This window comes from Pseudoalteromonas sp. SG43-4 (genome assembly GCF_014164325.1).
Taxonomy (GTDB): Bacteria; Pseudomonadota; Gammaproteobacteria; order Enterobacterales; family Alteromonadaceae; genus Pseudoalteromonas; species Pseudoalteromonas distincta.
Genome location: NZ_JACJFB010000020.1, coordinates 35,010 through 60,261, shown reverse-complemented (window position 1 = coordinate 60,261; position 25,252 = coordinate 35,010). Strand labels below are relative to the sequence as shown.

Annotated in this window: 30 protein-coding genes; 19 read left to right on the top strand and 11 right to left on the bottom strand. The window is 43.1% G+C overall.

Annotation, left to right across the window (positions count from 1 at the left end; genetic code table 11):
* The first annotated feature begins 49 nt into the window (after window positions 1–49).
* The 18 genes from gpM (at window position 50) to H5160_RS16810 (ending at window position 13,115) form a co-directional block, all read left to right on the top strand.
* Window positions 50–790 carry a phage terminase small subunit gene (gene gpM, locus H5160_RS16895; RefSeq protein ID WP_182738098.1) on the top strand — a complete coding sequence of 247 codons (741 nt, stop codon included), beginning with the start codon at window positions 50–52 and terminating at the stop codon, window positions 788–790.
* Between the two features lie 108 nt (window positions 791–898).
* Window positions 899–1,336, top strand: coding sequence for a head completion/stabilization protein (locus H5160_RS16890; RefSeq protein WP_182738097.1), 438 nt, complete (start codon window positions 899–901; stop codon window positions 1,334–1,336).
* Entirely contained in the window at window positions 1,333–1,806 is a 474-nt protein-coding gene (locus H5160_RS16885; RefSeq protein ID WP_182738095.1) for a phage tail protein, read from the top strand. Before H5160_RS16890 ends, H5160_RS16885 begins: the two co-directional genes overlap by 4 nt.
* Window positions 1,799–2,431, top strand: a complete 633-nt coding sequence (locus tag H5160_RS16880) for a phage virion morphogenesis protein (protein WP_182738094.1) — start codon at window positions 1,799–1,801, stop codon at window positions 2,429–2,431. Before H5160_RS16885 ends, H5160_RS16880 begins: the two co-directional genes overlap by 8 nt.
* A 21-nt stretch (window positions 2,432–2,452) precedes the next feature.
* A complete protein-coding gene (locus H5160_RS16875) occupies window positions 2,453–3,553 on the top strand; it encodes a DUF2586 domain-containing protein (RefSeq protein ID WP_182738093.1) in 1,101 nt (366 codons plus the stop codon).
* A gap of 8 nt (window positions 3,554–3,561) precedes the next feature.
* Window positions 3,562–4,011, top strand: coding sequence for a phage protein (locus H5160_RS16870; RefSeq protein ID WP_182738092.1), 450 nt, complete (start codon window positions 3,562–3,564; stop codon window positions 4,009–4,011).
* Window positions 4,011–4,631 carry a hypothetical protein gene (locus tag H5160_RS16865; RefSeq protein ID WP_182738090.1) on the top strand — a complete coding sequence of 207 codons (621 nt, stop codon included), beginning with the start codon at window positions 4,011–4,013 and terminating at the stop codon, window positions 4,629–4,631. The genes H5160_RS16870 and H5160_RS16865 overlap by 1 nt, the downstream gene beginning before the upstream one ends.
* 2 nt (window positions 4,632–4,633) lie before the next feature.
* Complete coding sequence (locus tag H5160_RS16860) at window positions 4,634–4,921, top strand: putative phage tail assembly chaperone (RefSeq protein WP_182738089.1); 288 nt, start codon at window positions 4,634–4,636, stop codon at window positions 4,919–4,921.
* Window positions 4,918–5,085 carry a DUF6890 family protein gene (locus H5160_RS20665; protein ID WP_404936238.1) on the top strand — a complete coding sequence of 56 codons (168 nt, stop codon included), beginning with the start codon at window positions 4,918–4,920 and terminating at the stop codon, window positions 5,083–5,085. Before H5160_RS16860 ends, H5160_RS20665 begins: the two co-directional genes overlap by 4 nt.
* 4 nt (window positions 5,086–5,089) lie before the next feature.
* On the top strand, window positions 5,090–7,468 hold the full coding sequence (locus tag H5160_RS20600; protein ID WP_310736674.1) for a phage tail tape measure protein: 2,379 nt from the start codon (window positions 5,090–5,092) through the stop codon (window positions 7,466–7,468).
* Window positions 7,461–8,081, top strand: coding sequence for a hypothetical protein (locus H5160_RS16845; protein WP_259417226.1), 621 nt, complete (start codon window positions 7,461–7,463; stop codon window positions 8,079–8,081). The genes H5160_RS20600 and H5160_RS16845 overlap by 8 nt, the downstream gene beginning before the upstream one ends.
* Window positions 8,078–8,617 carry a phage tail protein gene (locus tag H5160_RS16840; RefSeq protein ID WP_182738088.1) on the top strand — a complete coding sequence of 180 codons (540 nt, stop codon included), beginning with the start codon at window positions 8,078–8,080 and terminating at the stop codon, window positions 8,615–8,617. Before H5160_RS16845 ends, H5160_RS16840 begins: the two co-directional genes overlap by 4 nt.
* Window positions 8,614–9,438 (top strand): hypothetical protein, encoded by an 825-nt coding sequence (locus H5160_RS16835; protein WP_182738087.1) that lies wholly within the window; start codon window positions 8,614–8,616, stop codon window positions 9,436–9,438. Before H5160_RS16840 ends, H5160_RS16835 begins: the two co-directional genes overlap by 4 nt.
* 3 nt (window positions 9,439–9,441) lie before the next feature.
* On the top strand, window positions 9,442–10,071 hold the full coding sequence (locus H5160_RS16830) for a hypothetical protein (RefSeq protein ID WP_182738086.1): 630 nt from the start codon (window positions 9,442–9,444) through the stop codon (window positions 10,069–10,071).
* Window positions 10,068–10,553, top strand: a complete 486-nt coding sequence (locus H5160_RS16825; protein WP_182738085.1) for a hypothetical protein — start codon at window positions 10,068–10,070, stop codon at window positions 10,551–10,553. Before H5160_RS16830 ends, H5160_RS16825 begins: the two co-directional genes overlap by 4 nt.
* On the top strand, window positions 10,550–11,254 hold the full coding sequence (locus tag H5160_RS16820) for a hypothetical protein (RefSeq protein WP_182738084.1): 705 nt from the start codon (window positions 10,550–10,552) through the stop codon (window positions 11,252–11,254). The genes H5160_RS16825 and H5160_RS16820 overlap by 4 nt, the downstream gene beginning before the upstream one ends.
* Entirely contained in the window at window positions 11,227–12,180 is a 954-nt protein-coding gene (locus H5160_RS16815) for a hypothetical protein (protein ID WP_182738083.1), read from the top strand. The genes H5160_RS16820 and H5160_RS16815 overlap by 28 nt, the downstream gene beginning before the upstream one ends.
* A gap of 170 nt (window positions 12,181–12,350) precedes the next feature.
* The gene (locus tag H5160_RS16810) at window positions 12,351–13,115 is read left to right on the top strand and encodes a class II glutamine amidotransferase (protein WP_165724201.1); all 765 of its coding nucleotides are present in this window, start codon (window positions 12,351–12,353) and stop codon (window positions 13,113–13,115) included.
* A gap of 58 nt (window positions 13,116–13,173) precedes the next feature.
* Here H5160_RS16810 and H5160_RS16805 read toward each other — a convergent pair whose 3' ends face one another.
* The 5 genes from H5160_RS16805 to cmoA all read right to left on the bottom strand — a co-directional run bounded on the left by H5160_RS16805 (window position 13,174) and on the right by cmoA (window position 17,521).
* Window positions 13,174–13,971 carry a DUF3108 domain-containing protein gene (locus tag H5160_RS16805; protein ID WP_404936237.1) on the bottom strand — a complete coding sequence of 266 codons (798 nt, stop codon included), beginning with the start codon at window positions 13,969–13,971 and terminating at the stop codon, window positions 13,174–13,176.
* A complete protein-coding gene (purN, locus tag H5160_RS16800) occupies window positions 13,925–14,572 on the bottom strand; it encodes a phosphoribosylglycinamide formyltransferase (RefSeq protein ID WP_002959994.1) in 648 nt (215 codons plus the stop codon). The genes H5160_RS16805 and purN overlap by 47 nt, the downstream gene beginning before the upstream one ends.
* Window positions 14,572–15,624 (bottom strand): phosphoribosylformylglycinamidine cyclo-ligase, encoded by a 1,053-nt coding sequence (gene purM, locus H5160_RS16795; protein ID WP_182738082.1) that lies wholly within the window; start codon window positions 15,622–15,624, stop codon window positions 14,572–14,574. Before purM ends, purN begins: the two co-directional genes overlap by 1 nt.
* Window positions 15,625–15,814: 190 nt before the next feature.
* Entirely contained in the window at window positions 15,815–16,783 is a 969-nt protein-coding gene (gene cmoB, locus H5160_RS16790; RefSeq protein ID WP_138488804.1) for a tRNA 5-methoxyuridine(34)/uridine 5-oxyacetic acid(34) synthase CmoB, read from the bottom strand.
* A 12-nt stretch (window positions 16,784–16,795) separates the two neighbouring features.
* A complete protein-coding gene (cmoA, locus tag H5160_RS16785) occupies window positions 16,796–17,521 on the bottom strand; it encodes a carboxy-S-adenosyl-L-methionine synthase CmoA (protein ID WP_007378000.1) in 726 nt (241 codons plus the stop codon).
* A gap of 116 nt (window positions 17,522–17,637) precedes the next feature.
* On the opposite strand from cmoA, the gene H5160_RS16780 reads away from it, so the two are divergent.
* Complete coding sequence (locus H5160_RS16780; RefSeq protein WP_182696245.1) at window positions 17,638–18,324, top strand: DUF3334 family protein; 687 nt, start codon at window positions 17,638–17,640, stop codon at window positions 18,322–18,324.
* 197 nt (window positions 18,325–18,521) lie between these two features.
* Here the strand turns inward: H5160_RS16780 and H5160_RS16775 are convergent, their stop codons facing one another.
* The 6 genes from H5160_RS16775 to H5160_RS16750 form a co-directional block, all read right to left on the bottom strand.
* Window positions 18,522–19,199 carry a response regulator gene (locus H5160_RS16775; RefSeq protein ID WP_182712735.1) on the bottom strand — a complete coding sequence of 226 codons (678 nt, stop codon included), beginning with the start codon at window positions 19,197–19,199 and terminating at the stop codon, window positions 18,522–18,524.
* Between the two features lie 4 nt (window positions 19,200–19,203).
* Window positions 19,204–20,562, bottom strand: a complete 1,359-nt coding sequence (locus H5160_RS16770) for an ATP-binding protein (RefSeq protein WP_259417221.1) — start codon at window positions 20,560–20,562, stop codon at window positions 19,204–19,206.
* Window positions 20,563–20,783: 221 nt separating this feature from the next.
* On the bottom strand, window positions 20,784–21,293 hold the full coding sequence (locus tag H5160_RS16765; RefSeq protein WP_182738079.1) for a hypothetical protein: 510 nt from the start codon (window positions 21,291–21,293) through the stop codon (window positions 20,784–20,786).
* A gap of 12 nt (window positions 21,294–21,305) precedes the next feature.
* On the bottom strand, window positions 21,306–23,489 hold the full coding sequence (locus H5160_RS16760) for a YHYH protein (protein WP_182738077.1): 2,184 nt from the start codon (window positions 23,487–23,489) through the stop codon (window positions 21,306–21,308).
* A gap of 209 nt (window positions 23,490–23,698) precedes the next feature.
* On the bottom strand, window positions 23,699–24,199 hold the full coding sequence (locus H5160_RS16755) for a M48 family metallopeptidase (protein ID WP_182738075.1): 501 nt from the start codon (window positions 24,197–24,199) through the stop codon (window positions 23,699–23,701).
* A 24-nt stretch (window positions 24,200–24,223) separates the two neighbouring features.
* Window positions 24,224–25,072, bottom strand: coding sequence for a DUF72 domain-containing protein (locus H5160_RS16750; RefSeq protein WP_039488545.1), 849 nt, complete (start codon window positions 25,070–25,072; stop codon window positions 24,224–24,226).
* Window positions 25,073–25,252 lie beyond the last annotated feature (180 nt).

The following is a 25,252-nucleotide window of genomic DNA, read 5'->3' as shown; positions in this document are numbered from 1 at the left end:
CTCCCTAGTATCAAGGCGGCTTTTTTTAACAATTAGCGAGTATTTTTAAATGAGCCTTTTCAAAAAATCATTAGCCAAAGCTAAAGCAGTACCAACAAGCACTGAAAATAAAGCGCCAACGGCAGTGGCTAACGCCACTCAAGCCAACGCGCCAGCAATCGTAAACAAGCAAACCGAGTACCAGCTTTATGCAGCAGCTATAGAATCCGACTTGGCTCAATTAAAAACATTTGCCGATATTAGCGACAAAGCAACATACAAATCAGAAGCGCTAGAGCGCCAAGACTACCTAGCTTACATATACCAATACCGCCTCAGCGGCCAAAACCACCACAACAAAGTGTTGGCGTGGGTGTTTATTTGGTTAGTTGATTTAAAGCGTTGGGATGCAGTAATGGACTTATTGCCATTAATGATCGAGCAAAAGCAACCACTGCCAACCGTGTTTAATACCAAGCATTGGGCGGCGTTCGTTATCGACCAGCTCTACGACGACGCAAATTACTACCTAGCAGAATCACAGCAGCAAGGCCTGTACGACATTGGCTTTATCCTGCGCCGCTTAATTTACGTAGTTAAAAACCAAGACTGGGCAGGGCTAGAAGTAGTAGGCGGCAAGCTTTACGCAATAGCTGCAAAAGTAAATAAAGCACAGATCAACCTAGGCAACGCGCTTTACTTTGCAGAAATGGCCCAATCCATTAACGACAAAGCAGGCGTTAAAACGTTGCTAAAAGAATTGCAAAAAATGATTAAACCAGCGGAGCCAGAGCAGCGAACCGCTAACTAGCTCTAACGCCAGCGGGCAACTTAGCACAACGTTAGCATTACTTGCTTAACGCGCGTGACTAAGTGGCGCCCGCACCCAATTTAATGTGTGTATTTTTACAGGTGAAATATGAACTTAAGCGGTATGCCACAAGCAGATTTACAAAGCGTCAATGTAACAGTTGAAGGCAATGGCTATTACCCAACGCTAAGCACCGCCCATTTTATTGAGCACTACGCAATTGCCCAAGAATATGCCAGCAAAAGCAATTTACTAGTTGAAAAACTTAAACGTGCACAGGGCGAAATTAACCAAGAACTAGCAAGCGCAGTCCTCACCAATGGCGAGTCACTAAATGCACAGCAAGTAATTTTTTATAACGATGCGGTTTACAGTAAAGCCAAAGCTAACTTACTGGTATCCAAGCTTGGGAGTACGCACCGCGACAGCGCCACAGCACAAAGCCAAGCGGCAATAGACAATCATGAACATTGGTTAAGAGAAAGTATAAACGCCATGCGATTACTGCAATCGCTTAGCCCTAACTTATCGGTAGAACTGTTATGAGCAAAAGTAAAATAGCAACGCTTAAGCAGCATTTAGCAACCGCAGAATACCAGGGCCGCAACCTAGCACTAAGCACTCAGTTCGACAGCTGGATAGAAGGCGGCCGTATAGAGCCTAGCAGCAAAACAATAAATGGCAACGGCTTATTAGCCGCTCGCTTTTATTACTCAGGGGGTATTAGCATCAACCCTTGCTCAGCACCCGCAGCACTCATTTGTGCTTTTGCATCGTTTTGGCTGCAAAACAATGGCGGGCGATACGACAGCACCGACATTGAATTTAGCGCCGACGTTAACGACGACAACAGCAACGAAGTAGAGCTAACAATAAATCAACTTTGCGAAGACATAGAGTTAATACAAGTGCCCAACGGCCCGTTTGAATTTAACGGCAAGCGTTACGACTTTGGCGAGCAAAGCCTATGGATAGCAGAAGCGTTCACACTTGATGGCCAAGTAAGCCGTGCTTAATCTCAAGTTTGATGAAGGCCGCAGTAAAGAGCAGTTAGCGTTTTTGCAGCTTAAGCCACAAAAGCGCCGCAACATATTGCGCAGTGCAATACGTGCAGCAAACAAAAGCAGTAAAGAGCGGATCACCAGGCAAACAGATTTAGTAGGTAAAACATGGCAAGGCCGCGCCAACGGCAAAAAAAAGAAAATGCTAACCAAGCTTAAGCGCAACATGAAAGTGCGCTACGGCGCAAATAGCGCAAGCGTATATTTTAAAGGTGGCAACAGCGGAAAAATAGCCCGCGCCCACCAAGAGGGCATAAGCCTAGATGCAGGCAAGCCCAAAAGCAGTGCCGCCCAAAATAAAGAAGGCCCAGCCACGCGCAACTTAGCCAGGGCATTAATAAGCGAGGGTTACAAAATACCGCGCGGCAAAGGCAAGGGCAGCAAGCGGCCAAGCATTAAATGGATAACAACAAACTTAAGTATTAACCAAGCAGGGTTTTTACTGCGCGAACTAAAGGGCAGCTCAGGTAAGAGCAGTTGGAAAATTGATTTACCGGCCCGCTCCTTTTTGGGGCAAACATTAGCCGAGCAAAAAGAGCAAATGAATTTTATTTTAAACAAAGCTATGCAAGTGGCGTAGCGCAAAGCAAAAGGAACGACCATGGCACAAGGTAAAGTATCCGTTGCCGCCATTCAAACAGGCAGTGGCGCTACAAAACAGGTAGAACGCACCGTATTGTTTATAGGCCAAGCGCCCGAAAACAACGGCAAAATTCTACCCATTAATGCACAAAGCGACTTTGATGCTGAGTTTGGCGCAGCCGACTCACCATTAAAAACCCAAGTTAAAGCATGGCAGCGCAACGGCGACGACCTAGTAAGTGGTTATGCAATAGCGCACGCAATCGACGCCGACGTAATGGCGCTTATTGACGAAGCAATGGATCAAGACATCAGTCCAGAAATTATTGTTATTTGCACACCCGTAACAGGTAAGGCCGAAGTAGAAAGCTATCAAGCTAAAGCCCTTGAAATCCTAGCAAGTCTTGCTCGCCGCGTGCGCTTTTTAATAGCAGCGCCAGGGCTAACCGAATTACAAAACTGGTCAGACTTAGTAACCGCATTACAGCCAATCACCGACGGCGTAGTAGCAACGCAAGCGGCTGTTATCCCTTTGTTATTTGGTGACGAGCTAGGCGCAGTTACTGGGCGTTTATGTAAAAGCTCGGTCACTATTGCCGACAGCCCAATGCGCGTACTTACGGGGGCAATGTCGCTAATGTCGCACCCAGTAGATGCAGCAGGTAAACCGCTAACCAACTCAACCACAGCTGCGCTCGACGCACTGCGCTTTAGTTGCACACAGTTTTATCCTGATTTCGACGGCGTTTATTTTGGTGACGTAAACATGCTAGATGCAGAAGGCGGCGACTTTCAGCAAATCGAAACAGGCCGCATTGTCGATAAGGCAGCACGCGACGTACGCATTATTGCTATTCAAAATATTAAAAACCGCCGCTTAAACAACAGCGCCAGCGGCATTGAATTTGGCAAGCGCATTATGGGCAAGCCGCTACGCGAAATGGCGCGCTCAATTAACATTGGTGCGGACAAGTTTCCGGGCTTAATCGATACGCCAAAAGACGACAGCATCAGCTTAACATTTATGAACGCAACTACATTGCAGGTAGTGCTGAAGGTTAAGCCAATCGATTCACCCAACACCATCATTGTTGGCATCATGTTAGATAGCGCAGAGTAGGAGCGAACATGCAAAAAGTACTAGGCGGTAAAGACTTCGATATCTTCATTGGCAACTCAATGGTGCACGTAATCGAAGCAACCGTAAAAATCACCGACGGCCGCACCGTTAAAAAAGTGCGTGGCGTACCAAAAGGCTTTATCGATGGCGACGTAGAAGGCGAAGTAACGCTAAAGCTCGATCACGAAAATTGGCTAATTGTTCAAGCGCAAGCGGCAAAAGCGGGGAGCTGGAAAGGCATAGAGCCGTTCGATGTGGCATTTAACGCAGAAGTAGCAGCAGGCAAAAAGAACATTGAAGCGTTTGGCTGTCTACCGCAACTAGATGAAATTCTAAACATTAAAGCCGACGGCGGCGAAGAAGACACAACATCAATTAAGTGTCCGATCACCAGTTCCGACTTTGTAAAAATTAACGGCGTGCCGTACCTAACATCTGACGAAGTGAGAGACTTGTAATGACTAAAGCCATTCGCAAACTAACTGCCGCAACACTGATTAGCACTTTAAAGGCCTGCGGCTACCGCGTGTTTGAAGGCGAATTAAACCTAAACATCATAGGTATTCGCCACAACAACACGCGCGCCAATACCTTTAACGATGCTATTTGCGTGCTGTATCAGCAAAGTGGCGAATGGCAATTAAAGCAGTACAAAGCTACAACAGACGCAGGAACGTACTGGCGAACCAACCCAATGAACGTAAGTGGCACCGCAGTGCTAATTGCAGGGCAGCATAAAAGCGTATGGAAGTTGGGTTATCACCAGGGCAAATACCGCGCCCTAGTGCAGCACAAACCTGTTGTTGTCCTACGCGACAACGACAAAAACACCGAGTTAGACACGGAAGTCACACCACAAGCCGAGCTACAGCAGGGTTACTTTGGTATTAACTGCCACCGAGCAAACAGCAAAGCCACATCAACCCAAGTTGATAAATGGTCTGCAGGTTGCCAAGTGCTAGCTAACCCAAATGACTTTAACGAGCTTATTGCTTTGTGTGACCAATCAGCAGCCAAGTACGGCCCGTATTTTACATACACATTACTAAATCAATCCGACATTAAAGCGAGTAAATAATCATGGCGTTCGAGAAAAAAATTACATTAGAAACACCGGTAGGCGAAATTACATTTAACGTAAACGCAGCCGACTACAACAAATACATTAATTCGACGCAGCCAAACAACAAAGTGCAGCCAGCCACTAACTTTGTATTAAACACAGTAGTGCAAGAAGACGCTAAAAAGCTCAAAGAGCTGGTACAGCAACCGGGTGCCGCGTTGTTTTTAGTGGGTGCCATTGTTGAAGAATACCAACCAGAGTTTAATTTTACGGTAAAAAAATCGAAAGCCGAGCCAAGCAAATAGGCAGGTCTCGGTTAGATCAGCTACTGGCATACCACGCTAAATATTTTAGCAGTATGCCAGTTACAAACGAGAGCTTAGCGCAAGCGCTATATCTCGAAACGCAGCAACAAGAAAACTTTGTAATAGCTGTTAATAACGGCATATGCCAAGCACTCAGCGAGTAATTTAATGGCCACGCTCAGCAAGTTAGACAAGCTTAACTATTCAATCGGCATCATCGATAAGGTGACGGGTCCGGTTAATAAAGTGATGGCTAAAATAAATCAGCTGAGTCAGCAAACTGCCGCTGCACAAGATCAAATGTTGCGCGGCGCAACCACTGCCGTGGGTGGCGGTTACGCCCTTGCTAAATCGCTCGCGCCTGCAATTGACCACGTTGCTGCTTTGGGCGAGGTGCAATCACTGGGCGTTACCGACGACGCCTTGCAACAACTGACTAAAACAGCCTATAAGTTTGGTTTTCAATTTGGAGGTAACTCGGCCGAGTTCGTCCGCAGTGCTTACGATATTCAATCAGCTATTGCCGGCTTAAATGGGTTTGAGCTATCTGAATTTACCAAAACGTCAAACATACTAGCGGTAGCAACCAAAGCCGACGCAGCCACTATTACCAGCTATATGGGCACCATGTATGGCATTTTCGAAAAGACCGCCAATAAAATGGGCAAAGCGAATTGGGTAAACCAAATCGCAGGGCAAACCGCCACCGCCGTACAGCTTTACAAAACCACCGGTGCAGAAATGCAAGCCGCGTTTTCAAACCTTGGAGCGACCGCGACAAATATTGGCTTAAGTTCAGCTCAACAATTCGCGTTAGTGGGTGAACTGCAACTGGTTGCTAAATCAGGCTCTGTGGCTGGCACGCAAGCGGCCTCATTATTACAAGGCATTGGTAAAGCACAAGATGCATTAGGCATAAAATTAACCGCAGATAACGGCGACATGCTAGCAATAGACGTAGTGCTGGGACGTATTAATAACCGCTTATCCTCTTTGGGTTCTGTAGCGCGTGGCGATGTACTCACTCAAATATTTGGTAAGCAAGGTGCAAAAGCCGTTGATGTATTGAGTACCAAAGTCGATAAGCTAAAAGACGGCATCACCGTTTTTGAAAACGTGCAAGACAGCTCCAAAGCAATTGAAATGGCCAATATTATTGCCAGCCCTTGGGATAGATTAGGCGGTTCGTTTAATGCGTCAGCTACGGCAATGGGCAGTCGTTTACTACCCGTTGTGGAACCCTTTATAGAATTACTGGCTGCAGGCTTTGCGGGTATCGTCTCTTTAACTGAGCGCTTTCCGATTTTATCCAGTGTGATTGCAACACTTGTAGTGAGCATTGTGGCGCTTATCTCTATTTATGGCGTGGTCATGTTCATGATGGGCCTGTACAAAATGGCGCTGATAACAAGTGGTGCGCTCACAATGGGTTTAACAGTGGTAACTAAATTATGGCAAGGCGCACTTATTGCGTTGCGTGTATTGGGTTTTTTATCACTCATTGCAACGATGGGCGCGGCGGCCATTGCCATGGGTACATTTAAAGCAGTTATGCTCGCAGGCCAAGCGGCTACATGGTTGTTTAATGCAGCGCTTTGGGCAAACCTATTTATAATGACCGCCAGCCGCGACGCGCTAATTGAAAAGCACGGCCCAGCGCGCAACGTATTTATTCAAGCGGGCGTAAAGGCTCAGGGCATACTCACGTTCACGCGCCAAAACACCGCAGGCGAAAGCTCAATTACTGCCGGTGCGCAAGTTGCTACCGACGTGTTAGGCGAACAAGTATATAAATTAACGCTAATGCAAGACGTGCACTTTGCATCAGGCCAAAGCACAGCGTACGCATTAGCGCAGGCGCAAGAAGAGGGCGCCGCATATAACCTGCCAGCAAACGCTTACCGGTACTTTATTGAGCAACAAGAAGGCGTAACAGTAACTAACAACGAAGGCTGGCTAATAAAGCCAGGAACAGACACCGAAAGCACAGAGCATTACCGCCTGCGCATTCGCAATGTATTCGGCACTGCCGCCCGCTGGCACATTAACGCGGTGTACAAACAAATCATTGCAAGCTTTGGCGTGCCAATAGATAACATCTACATTCAAACCGGAGCGCCGCGCGGCCCAGGCACAGCAAACGCCTACATATACCTAGACATAGGCGCAGTACCAACCGCCTTGCTGGGCGCAATTAATCAGCACATAAGAGCTGCAGGGCATCACGGCTTAGGCGACGACTTCATAGTGTATGCAATGGCAACCTCTGGGTTTAATGTAACAGCAACATACAAATTGCACTCGCAAAGCGAAGATATACAAAGCGAGCTCACAACATTTATACAAGCAGCATTCAGGCAAAATGCAGCATATGCACCCACCCGCGTAGCGCACCAATGCGTGTTTAGCGTTAGCCAATTAGCGGCAGAGTGCCACGCGCAATTTAGTGAAATGCAATCAATCAAGTTCGACATTGACGACATAACAGCCGCCAACTGGCTGCCAGTACTTTCATCACTAACAGTAACAAAGGCCGCAAATGGCTAATCAAATAGCAACATGGCTAAACAAAGGCTACGCCGAAAAGCTTGTAAAAGCCGCAACAGGGTATTGGAGCCAGTCGCGCAATTACGTTATGTGGGCCGTGCAGCAAAAAGATGAGCTGCAAAACGAAGAACCCATACTCGGGCTGCTAGCATGGGAGCGGTTAACACAACGGTTAAATAGTGAACCGTTGGAACTCTACCGCAAGCGCGTACAGCACGCACTGGTCAATACAATTGATGCCGGAGAACTTGCAACGATTGAATCCATTTTTAGGCGTTTAGATATAGAGGTATTGAGAGTAAGAGAACGAATAGACGGTTACGACTGGGATGTAATTGCAATAGATTTAAGTGAATCAACATTACAAAACGTAAATGAACTTTTGCCAGAGATTATCTCGCTTTACGGTAGAACATGTCGCCGTTATCAGTTTTCAGTTCATAACAAAGCGCCTGTGTATTTAAGCTTAGGGGCTACGTATTTACAAAATGAGAGCCATAAAGCGCCGTTATTCCCAGTGCAGTTAAATGTGATTCATAACGTTATGAGTACCACTCATTTAGCAATTATCAATCAAGAACGAAGCGTGAGCTTTGCCAAGGAACAACTATGAAATCAGGAATTTTAACTAATGCAGGTAAAAATTATATAACGCAGTGCGTGCTAGAAAACAAAGGTTTGGATGTTAAAGAACTCGTACTTGCTTATATTCCTAATTTAAATGAATCCGCAGTTCGTGATCCTAACGAGACAATACCCACCTCAAATATTGTGCACAGACGCAATATTGATAAAAACGGCTTTATCGATAATAACACCGTTGCGTGGGGTGTAGTGCTTGAGGAATATGTGGGCGATTTTGATTATAACTGGGTTGGCTTAGTAACAGATAACGGCACATTACTAGCATTAGACTACATACCAATTCAGCGTAAAAGGGCGGGGGTAAATAATGTGCATAACCGTTCATTTGTCTTGCAGTTCGCCGCTGCTGCAGAAATAGCACAAATCAATATACCAGCTCAGAGCTGGATGTTTGATTACAGCCCTAGGCTAACCGCACATGAAAAAATATTAGTCGCAAATACCCTTAGTTCCATTAAATCTAATACTAGATATGTAAATCAATTATTCAAAGGTGATATATGAGTACTGAAACAATTGAACATTTAGCAGAAGTCGCACAAGCTGCTCAGCAATTAACAGCCGCAGTAGAAAATAATGTTAACGAAATAAATAGTGCAGTGAATGAAGCCGTGCAGCACTTAAATCAAAGTGTTGCTCAAGCTAATGAGTCAGTACAGAGCACAATTAAAAATAAAATGGATGTCACTTTAATTGTTTCTCCTGAAGGAGATGATTCAACGGCCACAGGGACCAGTGGATTTCCTTTTAAAACACTTAAAGCTGCAATTGAATCAACGCCGAATAATGCAAAGGTCTTTATAAAACCGCAAGGTTACACAGAGCTAAACCCACTAGTATGTGATGAGCAAATATTAATTAAAGGGCATAATGTTGTAATAACAACAGATCAGCACCCAAGTGATGAACCCGTAAACATTGAATTAAATAGCAACAATATGTTTGCCGGTTATGGTTTTGTACATATAGGCATTAGACCATCAGGAGGTGGGCCAACTAATGGCGGAAAGTTAGTAATAAAAGGAAACAATGTAAATATTTTTGGGCAAGCTGAAAATACACAAACGCTAAATATAAAGCTAAATTTAACAATAGAAGTTTTAGGGGAGGGAGTGAGTATATTGTCATCAAATCAATATTGCCCTTACCCATGTGGAAGTATTTATATATCTGGTCAAGTCATTGGCTCATTAAGTGTTTTCAATGGCAGTACAAATGGTGCTGTATTTTATTCAGCGTACTCCTTAACCGCCCCTGATCTTGTAATGGGTAATAACGTTACGGAAACTATTATTGGTCAGTCACTTAAACTCTTAGAGCTTTAAAGCATGCATAATGTAGCGCTATGCTACCACCAAGCCGCCGCCCCTTGCTCAATGCAAGAGGGCGCGCAGCAGCTTGCATCGGCAATAAGCGACGACTCGCGCCCAGATAAACCAGCACAATATAACGCGCTGCTTATATCCGTTAGCGCAAATGATCCCGTCGCACTAGCTAGCAAGCTGGCCACAATAAATGAATACTGCCCAATCGCCGAGTTCATCGCCTGCGCGCAATACGGCCAAAGCCAAAGCACGTTAGAGCAAAGCAAACTAATAACGTACGAAGGCCAAAGTTTAGAGTGGCAAATAAACGCCCTACAAAACTGGCGACCCCTGCGCGAAAAGCAAATAGCAGCTGAGTTAGCGGCCGCGAACGACAGCGGCAAGCAATTAATAACTACCATTGACGATGCACTAACCCAAGCCGCAGAGCTAAAAACCGCCCGCGAGCAGCGCTTGAATCAAGCACAATTCACAGCAAAAAGCAGTGGGGTCGATGTCCAATTAATTACCGCAGGGAGCGCCAAGCAGTTAAGCGGCTCAATTGCCCGCAAAGGCAGCGACCAAATGTATTGGGCAATGTGCTTATTTGTAGGGGAAACAAGCGAGTTAAATAAAATTAAAGAGGTATTATGAGCATAGCACTCGACGGCTGGAACGTGCCAGGGTTTGAAACCCGCGTAAACGCAGGCGTAAAATTAGCCGGCGGCGACATGTCAGGCCTTGGCAGCTTTTCACTAAGTAGCGACCAAGGTGTAAAGTCGGGCACGCTAACCGTAAATACTAAAATCCCATTTAACGAAAGCGCCAGCCTAGCCTTATTAATAAGCAAAGCAAAAGCATTGGACGAAAACGGCGCACGTATCATTTACACAGTAAACAACGAGTTAGCCGCCGCATATAAAATACGCAAAGCCAAATTTGACGGCAATGTAAACGCAACAGAAATAGAAGACAAGCGAGCGTGGCAAGTAACATTTAAACTCGTAGAGGTTCAGTCAGTATCAGAGCGCGAGCAACAGCAGCTAGACGAGCAGGCCACCGAAAACGCAGAGCCGCAAGCAACAACCAGCAACGACGACGTACAAAATAAATTTAACGAGGTCGAAGGGCCATGAGCACCCGCCTATCTAACACCCTAACCATTGGCGGCAGTGCAGTGACTAACATAGTCAACAAGACCGTGCAGCTCGACATAGCCAGCACCGGCCGCGCAAAATTTGAAGTGGTCGCAGAGCAAGAGCCAAGCGGGTTAGTCGAGCTGCACTTAGGCTATACGCTAGATAATATGATCCCGTATTTTCTCGGCGTCATAGAGTCAAAACATCAAGCCAACGGCCGCTGGTATTTAACCTGTCGCGAACTGCTCGGTGCGCTAAGCTTTCCCGCACCGCTTGCAGTTCGCCATGCAACAATAAAAACTGTGCTTAGCGAGCTTGCAAAGCAGGTTATAGAGTTTGTAACACCTGAAAGTGCAGATTATTTAAATAAAATTACACCCGCGTTTTATCACAGCGGCACAGGCACTGAAGCGCTTAGGCAAATAGGCAAAGTGTGGGGCATTAACGATTTTATATTTCAGCAACGCCCCGACGGTAAAATATTTGTCGGCAGCTGGCACGACTCGCGTTGGCCGCTCGCAGCAATAAACGACTTTCCAGAGCACACAATAACAGCCAAAAGCTCAACAACCGGCGAGCTAATAGCCATACCAAAATTAAGACCAGGCATACAAATAAACGGCCGCCACATAACTGAAACAACCCTAATCAACGACAGGATGCACATACGATGGTCAAACAAGCCATTAAACGCCTAATACAGCGCTACTTTCCAGAGCTAAGCGAGCGTAAACACCTACCGCAATTGGCGCGCATTGAAAAAATATATGACCTGCCAAGTGGCGGCGCAGCAATCAGCACCGCATTTAGGCCGTTAAAAGCCGCCGACGTACAGCTATTAAACCCGCTAACAGGCGAGCCATTAGCCGTGCCCGTATTTCAGCAAGTAACACTCGGCACGGGGCAAGCATCCGACCACGGATTATTAAACGAACCAACGCAAGGCATGCATTGTTTAATACAATATATCGACGGCCTAAACAGCCATCCTGTAATAACAAGTTTATTGCCATGGGAAAGCCTAGTGCCAGAACACAAGCGCACAGACGTAACACTGCAGCAAAACAGCCGCAGCAAACTACAAGGCCGCGACGGGAACTGGCACACCACAACTGATGGCGATATAACCCAAACCAGCGACAGCAACACCGTGACAGCGCGCAAAAGCGAACAAAGCTACCACGAACGCACCTGCAGCATAGACAGCCACGACATTGCAAAAATAGATGGCAATCAAATCAACGAAGTCATGGGCGCATTAAAAACCGTGGTCGGCGAAAAAGCCTTAATAATTGCACTTGAAGGGTTATTGCTAGGCAGTAAAAAGCAGGTAGATATTGAAGCAACCGAAAACATGAACTTAACCACACTAAAAACCCTCCACGCTAAAGCCACCGAACTAGCAAAGGTCGAAGGAAAAACAGTTTGGTTGGGTGACAGCTCAGTAAACGTGGCTCAAGTTCTCCTTGATTTAATAAGCCTAGTAAAAGACATAAATCAAAGTTTAGAAACCCACGGCCATAAAGATCAGGGAGCAGGGCCTCCAACAACAAAGGGCGAATTTACAGGTCACAAATCAACAGCAAACAACTTAAAAAACACATTAGAGCCAATAGTAGGGTAGTTAGTGCTTGCCTATTGACTCATCGTGTTAAACAATAACTAAATTAAAATTGAAAAAATAGATGATAAAGCAATCACAAAAGATAAATGTGCAACCAAAACTGTGACCAAGGTGGGAGTTGAATTGTTTTTAAATTTATAATGCATTGAACTATAAGGTATCTCTATTATATGTGCGAGTTGCTTGGCATGTCAGCCAATGTGCCTACCGATATTTGTTTTAGTTTTTCAGGCCTTTTAGAGCGTGGTGGTAATACAGGTCCTCATAAAGATGGTTGGGGTATTACATTTTACGAAGGTAAAGGCTGTAGAACCTTTAAAGATCCTGAGCCGAGTTATCAATCTGAAATTGCAAAGCTCGTTAAAGCATACCCCATTAAAAGTGTCTCGGTTATTAGCCACATTCGCCAAGGTAATCGAGGTCGGGTATGTCTTGAAAATACTCATCCGTTTACTCGTGAGTTGTGGGGGCGTGAAATAACCTATGCTCATAACGGGCAGCTTTCAAATTATCATGATTTAAAACCTGAATATTATCGACCTGTGGGTAATACCGATAGCGAGTTGGCATTTTGCTGGTTGCTTGACAAAATTCGTGAAAAGTACCCGCAGCGACCAAGTAATATGGCGTCGGTTTTTAGATATGCGGCTAAGCTTTCGCATACGCTACGTGAAAAAGGCGTGTTTAATATGTTATTGACCGATGGGGTGTTTGTTTTAGCGTATTGCACTAATAACTTACACTACATAACGCGCCGTGCGCCATTTGGTAAAGCAACGTTGATTGATGCCGACATGGTGGTTGATTTTCAACAAGAGACCACACCAAACGATGTAGTAACAGTTATAGCTACAAGGCCTTTGACGAATGATGAGCGCTGGCAAAAAATGGAGCCTGGGGAATTTGCATTGTTTAAAATGGGTGAGCTAATTTAGCCCACCTATTTTAAATACTAACTTAACTTAACTTAACTTAACTTTGGTTTAATTAAATTTAGTTAGCTTCTTGAGGTTGTTGTGCTGTAGCAGGCGCAACAGCTGTAGGCGCAGTAACAGTAAATGAATTCATTTGAACTTCAAACTGCTCCATACCTTTTTCGCCTTTCCACATACGTACCAGCATGTAATCCATTTCTGGCGCGAACCATGCAATTGCTTGGCGTTTATCGTTATCGTATAAACGCTTCACTTTAATGGCTTCTACATTACCGATAGGTAAGGAGATCATCTCTTTTTCAACAACTTCAAAGTTGTAGTCGCGGCGGTTACCTTTTTTATCTATAAGGGGGAATGAAAAGCTTGTTTCGCCTTTTTTCAATCCTTCGCGCACTTGCACTTGGTACGAAATAGCATCCTGAAATTCATCAGTCCATTCGCATTTAAGTGGGTATTCACTAGCGCTGCTAGTCACTACTTTGTTTGTTGTATCAAAATCAATTTTGTAATCTTTATCTGGGCCTGTCCCTGTACGAATCATGTTGTAATGATGCGGGGTAACCTTGCCATCTTTGAAGGTAAACTTTGATGTTTCTTCACGAGAGTCAGAGAAAATCATCCACTCAATATTGCTGTGGTATGTAAGTTCATAAGTATCGTCGCCCGTTTTTTTGAGCTCACGAACAGCCTCACCATGATTTTTACCTTTGCGTAAAATATCGTAATTAGCTTGATACTGGGTCAATTCGCCTGCAATTAGGCTAGTTGGAAGTAAAGCGCCCGCACATAATAACAGGGCACTTATTTTTTTATTGTGGGTAGTGCGCGCCGTGTGCAGGAAGTTGTTTTTTGTCAAGAACTGCATAATCTGCTTCCATAGTAAGTCTGTGTTCACTGAACCACTTGACCACCAAAGGATAAATTATATGCTCTTGCTCATGCACGCGTTTTGCTAATGTTTCTGCTGTATCATCCTTGAGTACAGGTATTTGCGCCTGAAGAATAACGGGACCGCCGTCTAATTCTTCAGTAACAAAGTGAACACTTACGCCATGAACATCGTCTTTTGCATCAATTGCTCTTTGGTGGGTATTCAGCCCCTGATACTTAGGCAACAAAGATGGATGAATGTTCAACATTTTTCCAACATATTTTTGCACTAAGCCAGGAGTAAGAATACGCATAAACCCAGCTAATACAACTAGATTTGGCATAAAAGAGTCGATAACGTTCATTAATTGCGCATCGTACGCTTCGCGCGAGTCAAAATCTTTATGACTGAGCACTTTTGTAGCAATACCTGCTTGTTTTGCACGCTCTAGGCCATAAGCGTCTGCTTTATTACTAATAACAGCCGCTATATGCCCGTTTATCTCGCCACGTTCGCAGGCATCTATGATGGCTTGTAAATTAGAGCCACTACCTGAGATTAAAACTACCAGACGAGTCGGTGCCATTACTTAGCACCACCTACAATTTCAACTTGCTCTTCGCCAGCTGCTGCATCTCGAATTTCACCAAGGTGCCATGCATTTTCGCCCAAGTCTTTTAGCATTGTTAAGCTTTGCTCAAGTTTGTCAGCAGGGACTACTAAAACCATGCCTACACCACAGTTAAATGTACGGTACATTTCGTGTGTAGTAATGTTGCCGTTTTCTTGTAACCAATTAAAAATTGGTGGCCACTGCCAGCTATCACCTTTAACTACAGCTTTTGCTGAAGCGGGTAATACGCGTGGAATGTTTTCCCAAAAACCGCCGCCAGTAATATGCGAAAGCGCATGTACGTCAACGTTTTTGAATAACTCAAGTAAAGGTTTTACGTAAATACGCGTAGGCTCAAGTAGAGTTTCGCCTAATGTTTTACCTTCAAAGTCAGCGCTGGTATCAGCTTTTGACACTTCAAGTACTTTACGAATTAAAGAGAAGCCATTTGAATGAGGACCGCTTGAAGCAAGTGCAATAAGCTGATCGCCTGCTGCTACTTTTGTGCCATCAATAATTTTTGATTTTTCTACAACGCCTGTACAAAAGCCTGCCATGTCGTAGTCTTCACCATCATACATACCTGGCATTTCAGCTGTTTCGCCACCAATTAGGGCACAACCTGAAATTTCACAACCTTTGCCAATACCTGTCACTACGTCAGCTGCTGTGTCTACATCTAGTTTACCAGTTGCATAGTAATCTAGAAAAAACAGGGGTTCAGCACCTTGAACAATTAAGTCGTTTACACACATTGCAACTAAATCAATACCAACCGTATCGTGTTTTTTTAAGTCGATTGCTAAACGTAGTTTAGTACCAACACCATCTGTGCCTGCAACTAATACTGGTTGCTTGTAGCCTTCAGGAATTTCGCAAAGTGCGCCAAAACCACCAATTCCGCCCATTACTTCAGGACGACGAGTTTTTTTAACTACGCCTTTAATACGCTCAACAAGTGCATTACCAGCGTCGATATCTACGCCCGCGTCTTTATAGCTTAGAGACTGTTTTTGTTCGCTCACAGGTTTTCCTCAAAATAGTTGTTTTGGGTTGCTTAGAAACGCGCGTATTTTACAACAATTGCAAGGTCGCGGCTAGCGTAAATGTAATTTTGAAATAATTAACAAGGACACTTGTCCGCTGTTTGTTGTTTAAATAAACAAAAAAACGCCCGTAGGCGTTTTTTTAGTATTAAAGGCGTTAAATTAACAGCTATGCTTTTGCGGTTAATATGGCTCGAAGTGGAGCGGGGTAGCCTTCAATTGTTTTACTTGTATCGTTTGGATCTAAAAAGTCGATTAACGATTCGTTTTCCATCCAGTCGGTTTTACGTTGCTCTTCAAGCGTGGTAATAGCGCAATCTTTTATTTGCACATCTTTAAAGCCAACGCGTTCCATCCAAAGCTTTAATGCTGCGGTACTTGGAATAAACCAAACGTTGCGCATTTTAGCGTAGCGGTCGGTTGGGACTAATACCGTGTTTTCGTCGCCTTCAATTACTAGGGTTTCAAGTACGAGTTCGCCGCCTGGGCGAAGCTGCGCTTTTAACTGCGCTAAAAAGTCGATAGGTGAGCGACGATGATAAAGTACACCCATAGAAAAAACAGTATCAAACGCTTTAAGCTCGGGTAATGCTTCTACGCCTAGTGGCAGTAAATGTACGTTTTCATCTGGGTTGTAGTGTTTAATTGCCTGAAACTGACATAAAAATAAATCAGATGGATCAATACCCACGACAAACTCTGCGCCTTCACCGCGCATACGCCATAAATGATACCCTGAGCCACAACCAATATCTAAAACAGTGCGGCCTTTTAATGGCTCAATATGAGGAAGCAGGCGGTCCCACTTCCAATCACTGCGCCACTCTGTATCTATTTCAATACCGTGCACACTAAATGGGCCTTTGCGCCATGGCATCATGCGTTTTAATAAATGCATGGCTTGCTTTTGCTCGCCATCACTCATCTCTCCTGGCGCGCCAATTTCTACCTTTGTAGAAATATCAACATGGGAAGTTGCCACCTCAGGCAAGTTTTTAAGTACTTTTTGCCATTTAGGCAAATCACCATGGCTAGCCTCGTTTTGCCAATGTTTTAATTGAGCAGGGAGGGTTTCTAGCCAGTGACTAAGTGGGCTTTGTGCGATAGATGCGTAAAATTGGTTAAACCATTGAGACATGGATGACTCTCTTTATTTAATTGCTACCATTGAGCAAAAATTAAAACATTGATACCACACTTGAGTTTGGCTAAAACCAATATCCTGTAAGCGAGTAAAGTGAGCGCTTAGTGTATCTGGGCGCATAACGTTTTCGATGGCGGTACGTTTTTGGCTTATTTCAAGCTCTGAGTAGCCATTGTGACGTTTAAAGTCGTGGTGCAAATCAATTAATAGGTTATCGCATTGCTCGTTTTCGGCTTTAATTTTTTCGCTAAGTAGTAGCACGCCACCAGGTTTAAGATTAGCGTATATTTTTTCAAGCACGGCTTGGCGCTGCGCATGTGGAATAAATTGCAGTGTAAAGTTCATTGCCACAACCGATGCGTTTTGAATCTCAAGCTCGTTAATATCGCCCAAAGTAACAGTAACCGGCACATCCGATTTAAAACCTTGTAAGTGCACCTTACAACGTTCAACCATAGCTTGAGAATTATCTACCGCTATTATATGGCAGTTATCGGTGCGAATGTTACGGCGCATGCTAAGCGTGACTGCGCCCAGTGAGCAGCCTAAATCATAAAGATTTGAGTTACTTTGTGCGTACTCACCCGCAAGTTTACCCATAGTGCTTACAATGGTGGCATACCCAGGTACAGAGCGCTGGATCATATCTGGAAAAACTTCGACTACATTTTGGTCAAAGCTAAAATCTTTTACTTGTTGCTCAGAGGCATAAATACTGTCTTTTATGGTCACGAAGGCAGTCTCTTTGTAAATAATGGCGCTATTTTAACATTTTATACTGGATAGTCAGTGATAAATTCAGTAGCTTGACTAGAATTATGAATAATAAGTACAAAAGAGAAGATTAAATGAGCAAAAGTAAGGTCATCAGCACAGACGATATATTAGCAACCCTTTGTCATTCAGTGACAGGTGTACTCACATCAGCCAGCGGTAATGGTATTAGCTACTCAGCCATGGTGCAAAAAATAACACGTACATGTATGCGACCAGATATTGGTTGCTTTGTTTTATTTGACGGCGGTTTTACAGGGCTCGTAATTACCAACTTTACTTCGCAAGCGGCGATGGAAATTTATGGCGATTACATGCGCAATATGGGAATGCCAGAAGATGAAATAGCGCATAGCCATTTATCAGACGACGTATCAAACGTACTAGGCGAGTTGATGAATCAAATTGTTGGCGACTTTACGTCTAAAGTGCGTGAGCAATTACATACGTCTATTACGCAAAACCAGCCAAAAATGATGGCAATAAACAAGCAAGTGCAAATATCGGTAGATACCACGATGGATCGCCCGCAAGCCCGCCGCGTAACATTCACGACAAGTAAGCAAAATATTTTTTACTTGGAATTAGCGATGGATAAAACAGAGTTCATTAAATTACACGACTTTGATATTGCAGAAGCACTCGACCCAGATGACATAATTGAAAACGAAGCACGTAAAAAAGCGGACAAAGAAAAAGCATCTACCGCAGTAGAACAAGATGATGGCGATGATGATTTTATGGCAGGCCTAGGGCTTTAAGTCTATGATGGCGATGATGATTTTATGGCAGGCCTAGGGCTTTAAGTCTATTTACGTAGGTTGGGTTGAGTGAAACGAAACCCAACGACTGCTCAGCTATTAATCTTTAGTTATGAGTGTTCAGGTTAGTGATTAAAATAAAAGCGCGATTTATATCGCGCTTTTGCGTCATGTTAGCTTTATTTGAATAAGTAAACCTACTCTTTAAATTTATAGCCCACACTATAAACCGCTGCTATTGGGTTTAGCCCTGCTTGAATGTCGTTAATCTTTTTTCGTATATTTTTAATATGTGTATCTATGTTGCGATCGGATATGTCGGTTGTGTCGCTGTATACGTTATTAATAATATCTTCGCGGGTAAAAACACGCCCTACGTGGCTTATAAATAATAAAAATATTTTAAACTCGATGGCGGTAAAGCCAATACTTTTGTCGTTTAGGCGTGCTTCGTAATCGTCTTTGTGTAATTGGAAATTATTATGATTAATGATGTTGGTTTTAGGCTGGCTGGTCCTTCTTAGTACGGCTTTTATGCGTGCTACAACTTCTTTGGGGCTGAAGGGTTTGCATATGTAGTCATCGGCGCCGATCTCTAAACCCTGCAAGCGGTCTATTTCCTCACTTTTTGCGGTAAGCATAATAATAGGCAGACTTGAAAAGGCTCTTATTTGCTTACATAGCTCTATGCCATCAACATCTGGCAGCATTAAATCAAGAAGTATTAAATCTACTGCGTTTTGTTTTACAAAACTAACTACACCTTTGCCACTATTAAAGTGCTCAGTTTCGTAATTTTGTTGCTTAGCGTAGGCAATAAGTACCTCGGCAATGTTTTCTTCGTCTTCAACGATAAGTATTTTTTGTGATGCCATTATTTTAACCTAAAAGTGTCAGCGTTATTTTTACCTCTAGCCCACCGAGTGGTGAGTTGTGCAACGATATTTGACCGCCATGTGCCTCTACTATTTGTTTGCAAAGTGCAAGCCCTAAGCCCGAGCCGCCGTGCTCTCGGCTTCGAGATTTTTCAACGCGATAAAAACGCTCAAACAATTTTTGTAAGTCGTTTGGTAAAACACTTGGGGCTGAATCTTGTAAAATAAGCTCAATGTTATTGGGTCTTTTGTGGGCAAGTATTATTACTTGCCCACCTTTATGCGTGTATCTGCAGGTATTTTCTAACAGGTTTGAAAATAATTGTATAAGGCGTTCTTTATCACCATTTATTATACATTTGCCGGCTTTGGTTAAGCTTTTGCTATCTACATTTAATTCATGCTCTTTAAAGCGAGCGGTGTAGTTTTCAATTGATTGCTCAAAAATGCTTATTAAATCAGTGCGCGCATTGTTATAGGTTAAATTAACGCTATCTGTTTGTGCTAGTTGGGCTAGGTCGTCAACAATGTGGCTTAAGTTATCTACTTGGTTTATGAGTAAATTAATGCGCTTTGTGTCGGCTGTAAATACGCCATCTTGAACGGCTAGTAAATGCGAGCGTAGTACTGTAAGTGGGGTTCTTAATTCGTGGGATGTGTCTGACACCCATTGAAACCGCATTTGTTGGTTTTGCTCAAGCGTGTGGGCTAAGGCATTAAAATTGTTTGATAGGGTACCTAGCTCATCTTTACTAGAGGGAATTATTCTGCTGGCAAAATTTCCTTTTGTTAACTCATCGGTGCCAGTCACTATTTGCTTTATTGGTTTTATTAAATGGCGAGATAACACAATAGCCATAATAAATGCGAGCACAATAACGAGTAACGTGATCATAAAATAGTTATGAAATTGCGCTGCTAAAAAGGCTTCTGCCGGGCTACTTTGTACAAGTTTTGAAGGGACTAAACCTATCCAGCCTATAACGTTATTGTTTAATAAAATAGGCTCTATATGTGGGTTGTCGTTTAAATTAGCTCTACCAACAACAACCTTTTTATTTTGATCATACAAACTTATACGTTGCCCTGTTTTAAGGGAACCTGCAGGTAAGTGTACCCACAATAAAGAGGGCGTTGCATTGCTGCTATTTGGTTTGGGTGGGGTGCTTGTGTGTTTATTCGTTTTAGGCTCGCCTGGCTTTTTTTGTGGCTCTACAATAGAGCGCCATAATTGCGTGTTTTGCGTAATGGGTTGCCAACTGCCTAATTCGCTATAAAGCTCAATAAGTTGCTGCTTAACCATTGCGACATGCTTTGTTTCTTCTTGTTCAACAAAGTCGTTAAACCCTGACGAAAAGGTCATGTATATAAACACAAACATAAGCCCAACAAGGGCGATATTAGTGATAAAAAAAGCTAAAAAGAATTTATGTATTAATTTCACTGATTGGCAAATAGTAAAAATCATGTGTTAACGTACCAAGCAGTATTGCATATTGATTATGTGCCTACAATTAGCGTATTTGGGGAGTTGCTTACTAAAATCCTTTTTAAGTAAGCTTTTTAGATATGTTGATATTTGGACTAGAACTTTATTTTTGCGGTATCGCCAGCACCCAGTAACTTATATTGTGGTTTTACAAAGCTTGCGTGTACTGCACCTAAACTTTTAGGGAACGATATGGCAAGCTCATCTACTGTTGTAAATGTGTGCTTCGCTTGAAAAACAATTTCTAGGTCGTGCGCTTCGTTGTTGTTGCTGGTGGTAAAAATGACGCGTTCAAACACGATAACTTGCTGATTTACACGTAAGCTCGTTTTTTGTTTAAGTGCATTTTTTGCAAACTCTTCTTGTTGCTCTGCACTTAAGTTTGTAGGCATAAGCTTATCAATATCGCCCATAAGCCAAGCTTGCTCGCTTTGCAGCGCTGAAATTAAGTGCTCAGCATTAGTTAATACTTTAACCTCAACTTGCCCGTCTCTTAAAATTACTTGGGCTGTTGTGTTTTTTAATACATGGGCGCTCACTTGAGCGCTCATACTTGTTAAAATACACGCGAGCATTAGCCATTTTAATTTTTTTAAAAAATACATAATTACTACCTTTTATTGAGGTTGCTCAATAATTGCTTTACAAATAAGGGTGTTGTCGGTTTCTAAGTCTTCGCCCCATATGAATTTTGCATTTTCATCCCAGTTAATATCGTCGTAACCGTCTTTTGGTCCTACATCGGCAAAGTTGTGCTCTACTGCATTAGCCCAATTCGTATCGTCAAAGTTACTTTGCAGCCAGTCAGTTGGTGCTTCTTTTGACATAAACGTACAAGCGCCTTCGCCCGCTACAGGGTTTGTTTCGCTTTCGCATAATTTGTTAAGCGGCGCTTTGTGAAGTATTTCGCATTTAAAGCTTTTATTGCTTACCGCAATTACTTTATTTGTATCGGTGTCGGTAAGTTGCATAATAAAACCGCCATCACCCATTTGCTGATTTTTAGCACCGATGTATTCAAGCCCAGTGTCGTTTTGCTTAAAGTCTTTAATTATTAAATTAAGCTCAATAGGGTAGTTTGCAGAAAACGTAATACTTTCGGCATTAAATGAGCGCTCTGTGGTTATTGGTACAGAATCTTCAACAAGTAACTGCTCGCCTATGTAGGCTGTAAACCAGTTATCAGCCCATGCTTCTAGTTTTAAGTTATGCTTGCCCGTAATGGCAGGATTTGTATTTTGCTTAGTGACTGTTGGAGTAAGGTGATTTGGTTGCGGACCTCTACAAAATGTACCTGTTTGAACTTTGCCACTATTACTGATGGTTTTTTGTTTAAAGCTATAGCAGTCTTTTCCCTGTGATGCAGGGCTGTAGGTAGTAAAGTAGTTTTCGCCTTTGTATGAGTAGCTCATTGTACGGCTGCCGTTTTCAGAGATTGTGTGCGTTAGGTTTTTAACGCCTCCTTGTGGCGGGCGTAAGTCGGCTCTTATACCTTGAGTATCGCCACTCAGTGGTGACACTCTTGGTAATTTTGCGGTATCTACTTCACCTACTAAGCACTGAATAATATACGGCGGCGTAGCTGATGTTTGATAGCGGTAGCCAAATGTGTCGTCGGCTTGCCCATTACATACATCAAGGTCACCTTTGGCAATTGCACTGCCGTCTGGGTTTTTACTACCATACAGCGGGTAACCATCGTAAGCCCAACCAATAATGGCATCGCTTGATTGGTTTTTCATTGTGTCAATCATACACGTTGGCGATACATGATAATGGTAGTCATCACCTCGCCCTGCGTGTCCGCCACATATATCTAACTGTCCGAGTGCTAAAGTGTCGTGTTTTTCATCGTAGCTATTTACGTCTAGTTCACCTTGCGAAGAATAGTCGTATATTGGTACGCCATTAACGGCAACACCTACGGCTGCATCAATTGTTGTTATTGTTTTTGCTTTTTTCGGGTTTAGTTTTATAGGTGCGGCGTAGTCTTTAGCTGGAACGGGTATTTGCTCGTTAGTACCTGTAATACCAGTCATTACTTCATGATCAGGATAAGTAGATGAGACAATATAAGCATATTGTTCATCGCACGTAACAGATACGCTTTTATCAAACCCTGCATGACTTACTGATTGTGTAATAGCATCGCAACGAGGTGATTTTACGTTAGCGGTTAAATATGATTTATCAGGCTTTGGTTGCTCATTTGGTTTTGGTCTTGTATTAGGTTTGTGCTCGGCGCTACTGGCGCTTCGCGAGTATTTAACCGTCATACTTGCAGTATCGAGCGTAATATCTTTTACAGCAGCGAGTAATGCTGAGCGATCTACCTTTGTATCGCTATTAAAGGTAACCGGTGCAGATAACGCGTACACAGTATAAGTATAGCTTTTTTCACCTGGACCTTTAGAGCAAGGCGGCGCGTATTGGTTTAAATCGTTTACGCTATTAGAGCCTACTTCACCGAGGGTTTCGCCCGCTTTAATTTGTGTTTTATCGGCGGCAATATTGTACATGGTCCAATACCAATGCATTCCCTCTGGCGCTTTATGATCCATAATTAACGCATAATATTTGGTTGCCTTAGGTGCTCCACTCCAGTTAAGTGGGGGGCTAATGCTTTGCCCATCGCATGTATAAGTAATAGGCAAATTACCGCCATCACTTACTTTTGAGCTGGTTAGAGTAAAATCATTGAGGTTTGATTGTTCAAGTGATTGGCTGTTTTGCTCGTTGCAGGCACTTAAGGTTAAGCAGCACAGGGCACTGAGTAAAATGGCATGGGTATTTTTCATCATTTAAAAACTCCAAAGATTAAATTAACTTTTAAGAGTCTAGTTCTCAAATGTAGGGCAATTATGTAGTTTTAAACTTTTTTATTAAGGGCTGGCGTTAAGTTGTGAGCTGCTTACGGGGATAAAAGACTGGGTATGGGCGTTTGGTTATGAAAGGAAACATTAACTTAAGTATGGCGTTATTTATACTCATTTAAGTAACGCTAAAATCCTTATTTTAAATAAGGATTTTCTCCCATTGCGACTACCACACAAAAAATTCTTAAATCTAACTCTAGCTGGTGATAACTCGGCTCCATATGGCAGCAAAGTTGATAAAAACCTTTGTTGTGGTCTTTTTCTTTAAAGTGGGCGAGCTCATGTACCACTAACGCTTTTAATAACGGCTCGGGAGCGCGGAGCAAGTCGCTGTTTATCGCTAAATCGTGTTTACGGGTTTTACCTTGCATTCGATACGTATGTGTACCGAGTGCGTTGGTCACCATGTCGCCTTGTTTTTTAAACGCCGCACGACCAAATGGTGGCGCATTTTTTAAATATTGTTTTTTAAGCTCGGTTGCGTAGTTATAAAGTAATTTATCGCTGGTAATAGTGTGTGCTTGCGGATACTTTTTAAGTAAGTAGTCACATACCTTGTTGTTATTTATAAGGCTTAATACTTGCTCAACAATGTTAGCTGGGTAGCCGGTAAAGTAATGTGCGTATTTACTCATTATTATTTCTCTGTCGTTTTACTTTTAAAAAAGTGCTGGCTGGTGGGCTTCTTTTTCGCCAGTAAATGGGTTTAATGCTTTGTGATCATAACCAAGGTCTTTGCAAAACTGCCTTGCTAATAATGGCGCTTCTCGGTTATCTGCCGTATGAAAAAACACATAGGGCGTTTTTCCTTCATCAAGCCATTGTTTTACTTTACTTAGCCACGGTTTATAAAAGGGTTTATAGTCGTTTTGTAAATCGGCTATTACAAAGCGCGCCATAGGCTCTGATCCAGTAGCTATTGCATGTACCGGTAAGTGGGGCTTTTTTTGCTGTGCATCTATTAGCGCTTCGGTTGTTGGTTTTACCGCAAATAGGGCGCGAGTATCCATCGATATACGATTTATGTTATTTGCCATTAATAATTGGTTAAGCGCAATTTCGGCTTCACCCTTTTGAAAAAACGCAGTATGACGTACCTCTACACCGTAATTAACCTCTTTTGGTAACAGGCTAATAAATTGGGCGAGTTTGGGTAAGTCACCAGGGCCAAATGCTTTAGGTAATTGCAGCATGATTTGCCCGGTTTTTTCTAAAATAGGGGAGAACAAGTTAAGCCAATCAGTGAGCTCGGTTTGAACATTAGTTAGGTGCAGCTCGTGGCTAAAGCGACGATTAAACTTAAACGTAAATTTAAAATCATCGGGTACGCTGTTTGCCCAGCGCAATACGGTACTTGGCGATGGGTCAGCGTAAAAGCTGGTATTACCTTCAACAGAGTTAAAGTGTTGGGCGTATTGGCTAAGCATATCGGCGTTTTTACATTGGCTTGAAAATAAATTGCCTTTCCATGCATTACTCGACCACTGCGGGCATCCAATATATAACATACAAACTAGCGCCTTATTATAAAGTGGCGATAGTGTAGCAAATAACAAAACGAGCTGCTGTAAATTCAGGGGCAAAAGCGGCACACGCCCTAGCATCTTAATGTTAGTTGAGTATAATGCAGGGCTTAATTTGATTATTTTTAGATTGCTAGCGGCTTTATTTGTATTGTGGTGACCTGT

Bases quoted from the DNA above. Each gene is read 5' to 3' on its own strand.
- gpM (WP_182738098.1), top strand. From the start codon at position 50: ATGAGCCTTTTCAAAAAATCATTAGCCAAAGCTAAAGCAGTACCAACA.
- H5160_RS16890 (WP_182738097.1), top strand. From the start codon at position 899: ATGAACTTAAGCGGTATGCCACAAGCAGATTTACAAAGCGTCAATGTA.
- H5160_RS16885 (WP_182738095.1), top strand. From the start codon at position 1,333: ATGAGCAAAAGTAAAATAGCAACGCTTAAGCAGCATTTAGCAACCGCA.
- H5160_RS16875 (WP_182738093.1), top strand. From the start codon at position 2,453: ATGGCACAAGGTAAAGTATCCGTTGCCGCCATTCAAACAGGCAGTGGC.
- H5160_RS16870 (WP_182738092.1), top strand. From the start codon at position 3,562: ATGCAAAAAGTACTAGGCGGTAAAGACTTCGATATCTTCATTGGCAAC.
- H5160_RS16865 (WP_182738090.1), top strand. From the start codon at position 4,011: ATGACTAAAGCCATTCGCAAACTAACTGCCGCAACACTGATTAGCACT.
- H5160_RS16860 (WP_182738089.1), top strand. From the start codon at position 4,634: ATGGCGTTCGAGAAAAAAATTACATTAGAAACACCGGTAGGCGAAATT.
- H5160_RS20600 (WP_310736674.1), top strand. From the start codon at position 5,090: ATGGCCACGCTCAGCAAGTTAGACAAGCTTAACTATTCAATCGGCATC.
- H5160_RS16845 (WP_259417226.1), top strand. From the start codon at position 7,461: ATGGCTAATCAAATAGCAACATGGCTAAACAAAGGCTACGCCGAAAAG.
- H5160_RS16840 (WP_182738088.1), top strand. From the start codon at position 8,078: ATGAAATCAGGAATTTTAACTAATGCAGGTAAAAATTATATAACGCAG.
- H5160_RS16835 (WP_182738087.1), top strand. From the start codon at position 8,614: ATGAGTACTGAAACAATTGAACATTTAGCAGAAGTCGCACAAGCTGCT.
- H5160_RS16830 (WP_182738086.1), top strand. From the start codon at position 9,442: ATGCATAATGTAGCGCTATGCTACCACCAAGCCGCCGCCCCTTGCTCA.
- H5160_RS16825 (WP_182738085.1), top strand. From the start codon at position 10,068: ATGAGCATAGCACTCGACGGCTGGAACGTGCCAGGGTTTGAAACCCGC.
- H5160_RS16820 (WP_182738084.1), top strand. From the start codon at position 10,550: ATGAGCACCCGCCTATCTAACACCCTAACCATTGGCGGCAGTGCAGTG.
- H5160_RS16815 (WP_182738083.1), top strand. From the start codon at position 11,227: ATGGTCAAACAAGCCATTAAACGCCTAATACAGCGCTACTTTCCAGAG.
- H5160_RS16810 (WP_165724201.1), top strand. From the start codon at position 12,351: ATGTGCGAGTTGCTTGGCATGTCAGCCAATGTGCCTACCGATATTTGT.
- purN (WP_002959994.1), bottom strand. From the start codon at position 14,572: ATGGCACCGACTCGTCTGGTAGTTTTAATCTCAGGTAGTGGCTCTAAT.
- cmoB (WP_138488804.1), bottom strand. From the start codon at position 16,783: ATGTCTCAATGGTTTAACCAATTTTACGCATCTATCGCACAAAGCCCA.
- H5160_RS16780 (WP_182696245.1), top strand. From the start codon at position 17,638: ATGAGCAAAAGTAAGGTCATCAGCACAGACGATATATTAGCAACCCTT.
- H5160_RS16775 (WP_182712735.1), bottom strand. From the start codon at position 19,199: ATGGCATCACAAAAAATACTTATCGTTGAAGACGAAGAAAACATTGCC.
- H5160_RS16770 (WP_259417221.1), bottom strand. From the start codon at position 20,562: ATGACCTTTTCGTCAGGGTTTAACGACTTTGTTGAACAAGAAGAAACA.
- H5160_RS16765 (WP_182738079.1), bottom strand. From the start codon at position 21,293: ATGTATTTTTTAAAAAAATTAAAATGGCTAATGCTCGCGTGTATTTTA.
- H5160_RS16760 (WP_182738077.1), bottom strand. From the start codon at position 23,489: ATGATGAAAAATACCCATGCCATTTTACTCAGTGCCCTGTGCTGCTTA.
- H5160_RS16755 (WP_182738075.1), bottom strand. From the start codon at position 24,199: ATGAGTAAATACGCACATTACTTTACCGGCTACCCAGCTAACATTGTT.
- H5160_RS16750 (WP_039488545.1), bottom strand. From the start codon at position 25,072: ATGTTATATATTGGATGCCCGCAGTGGTCGAGTAATGCATGGAAAGGC.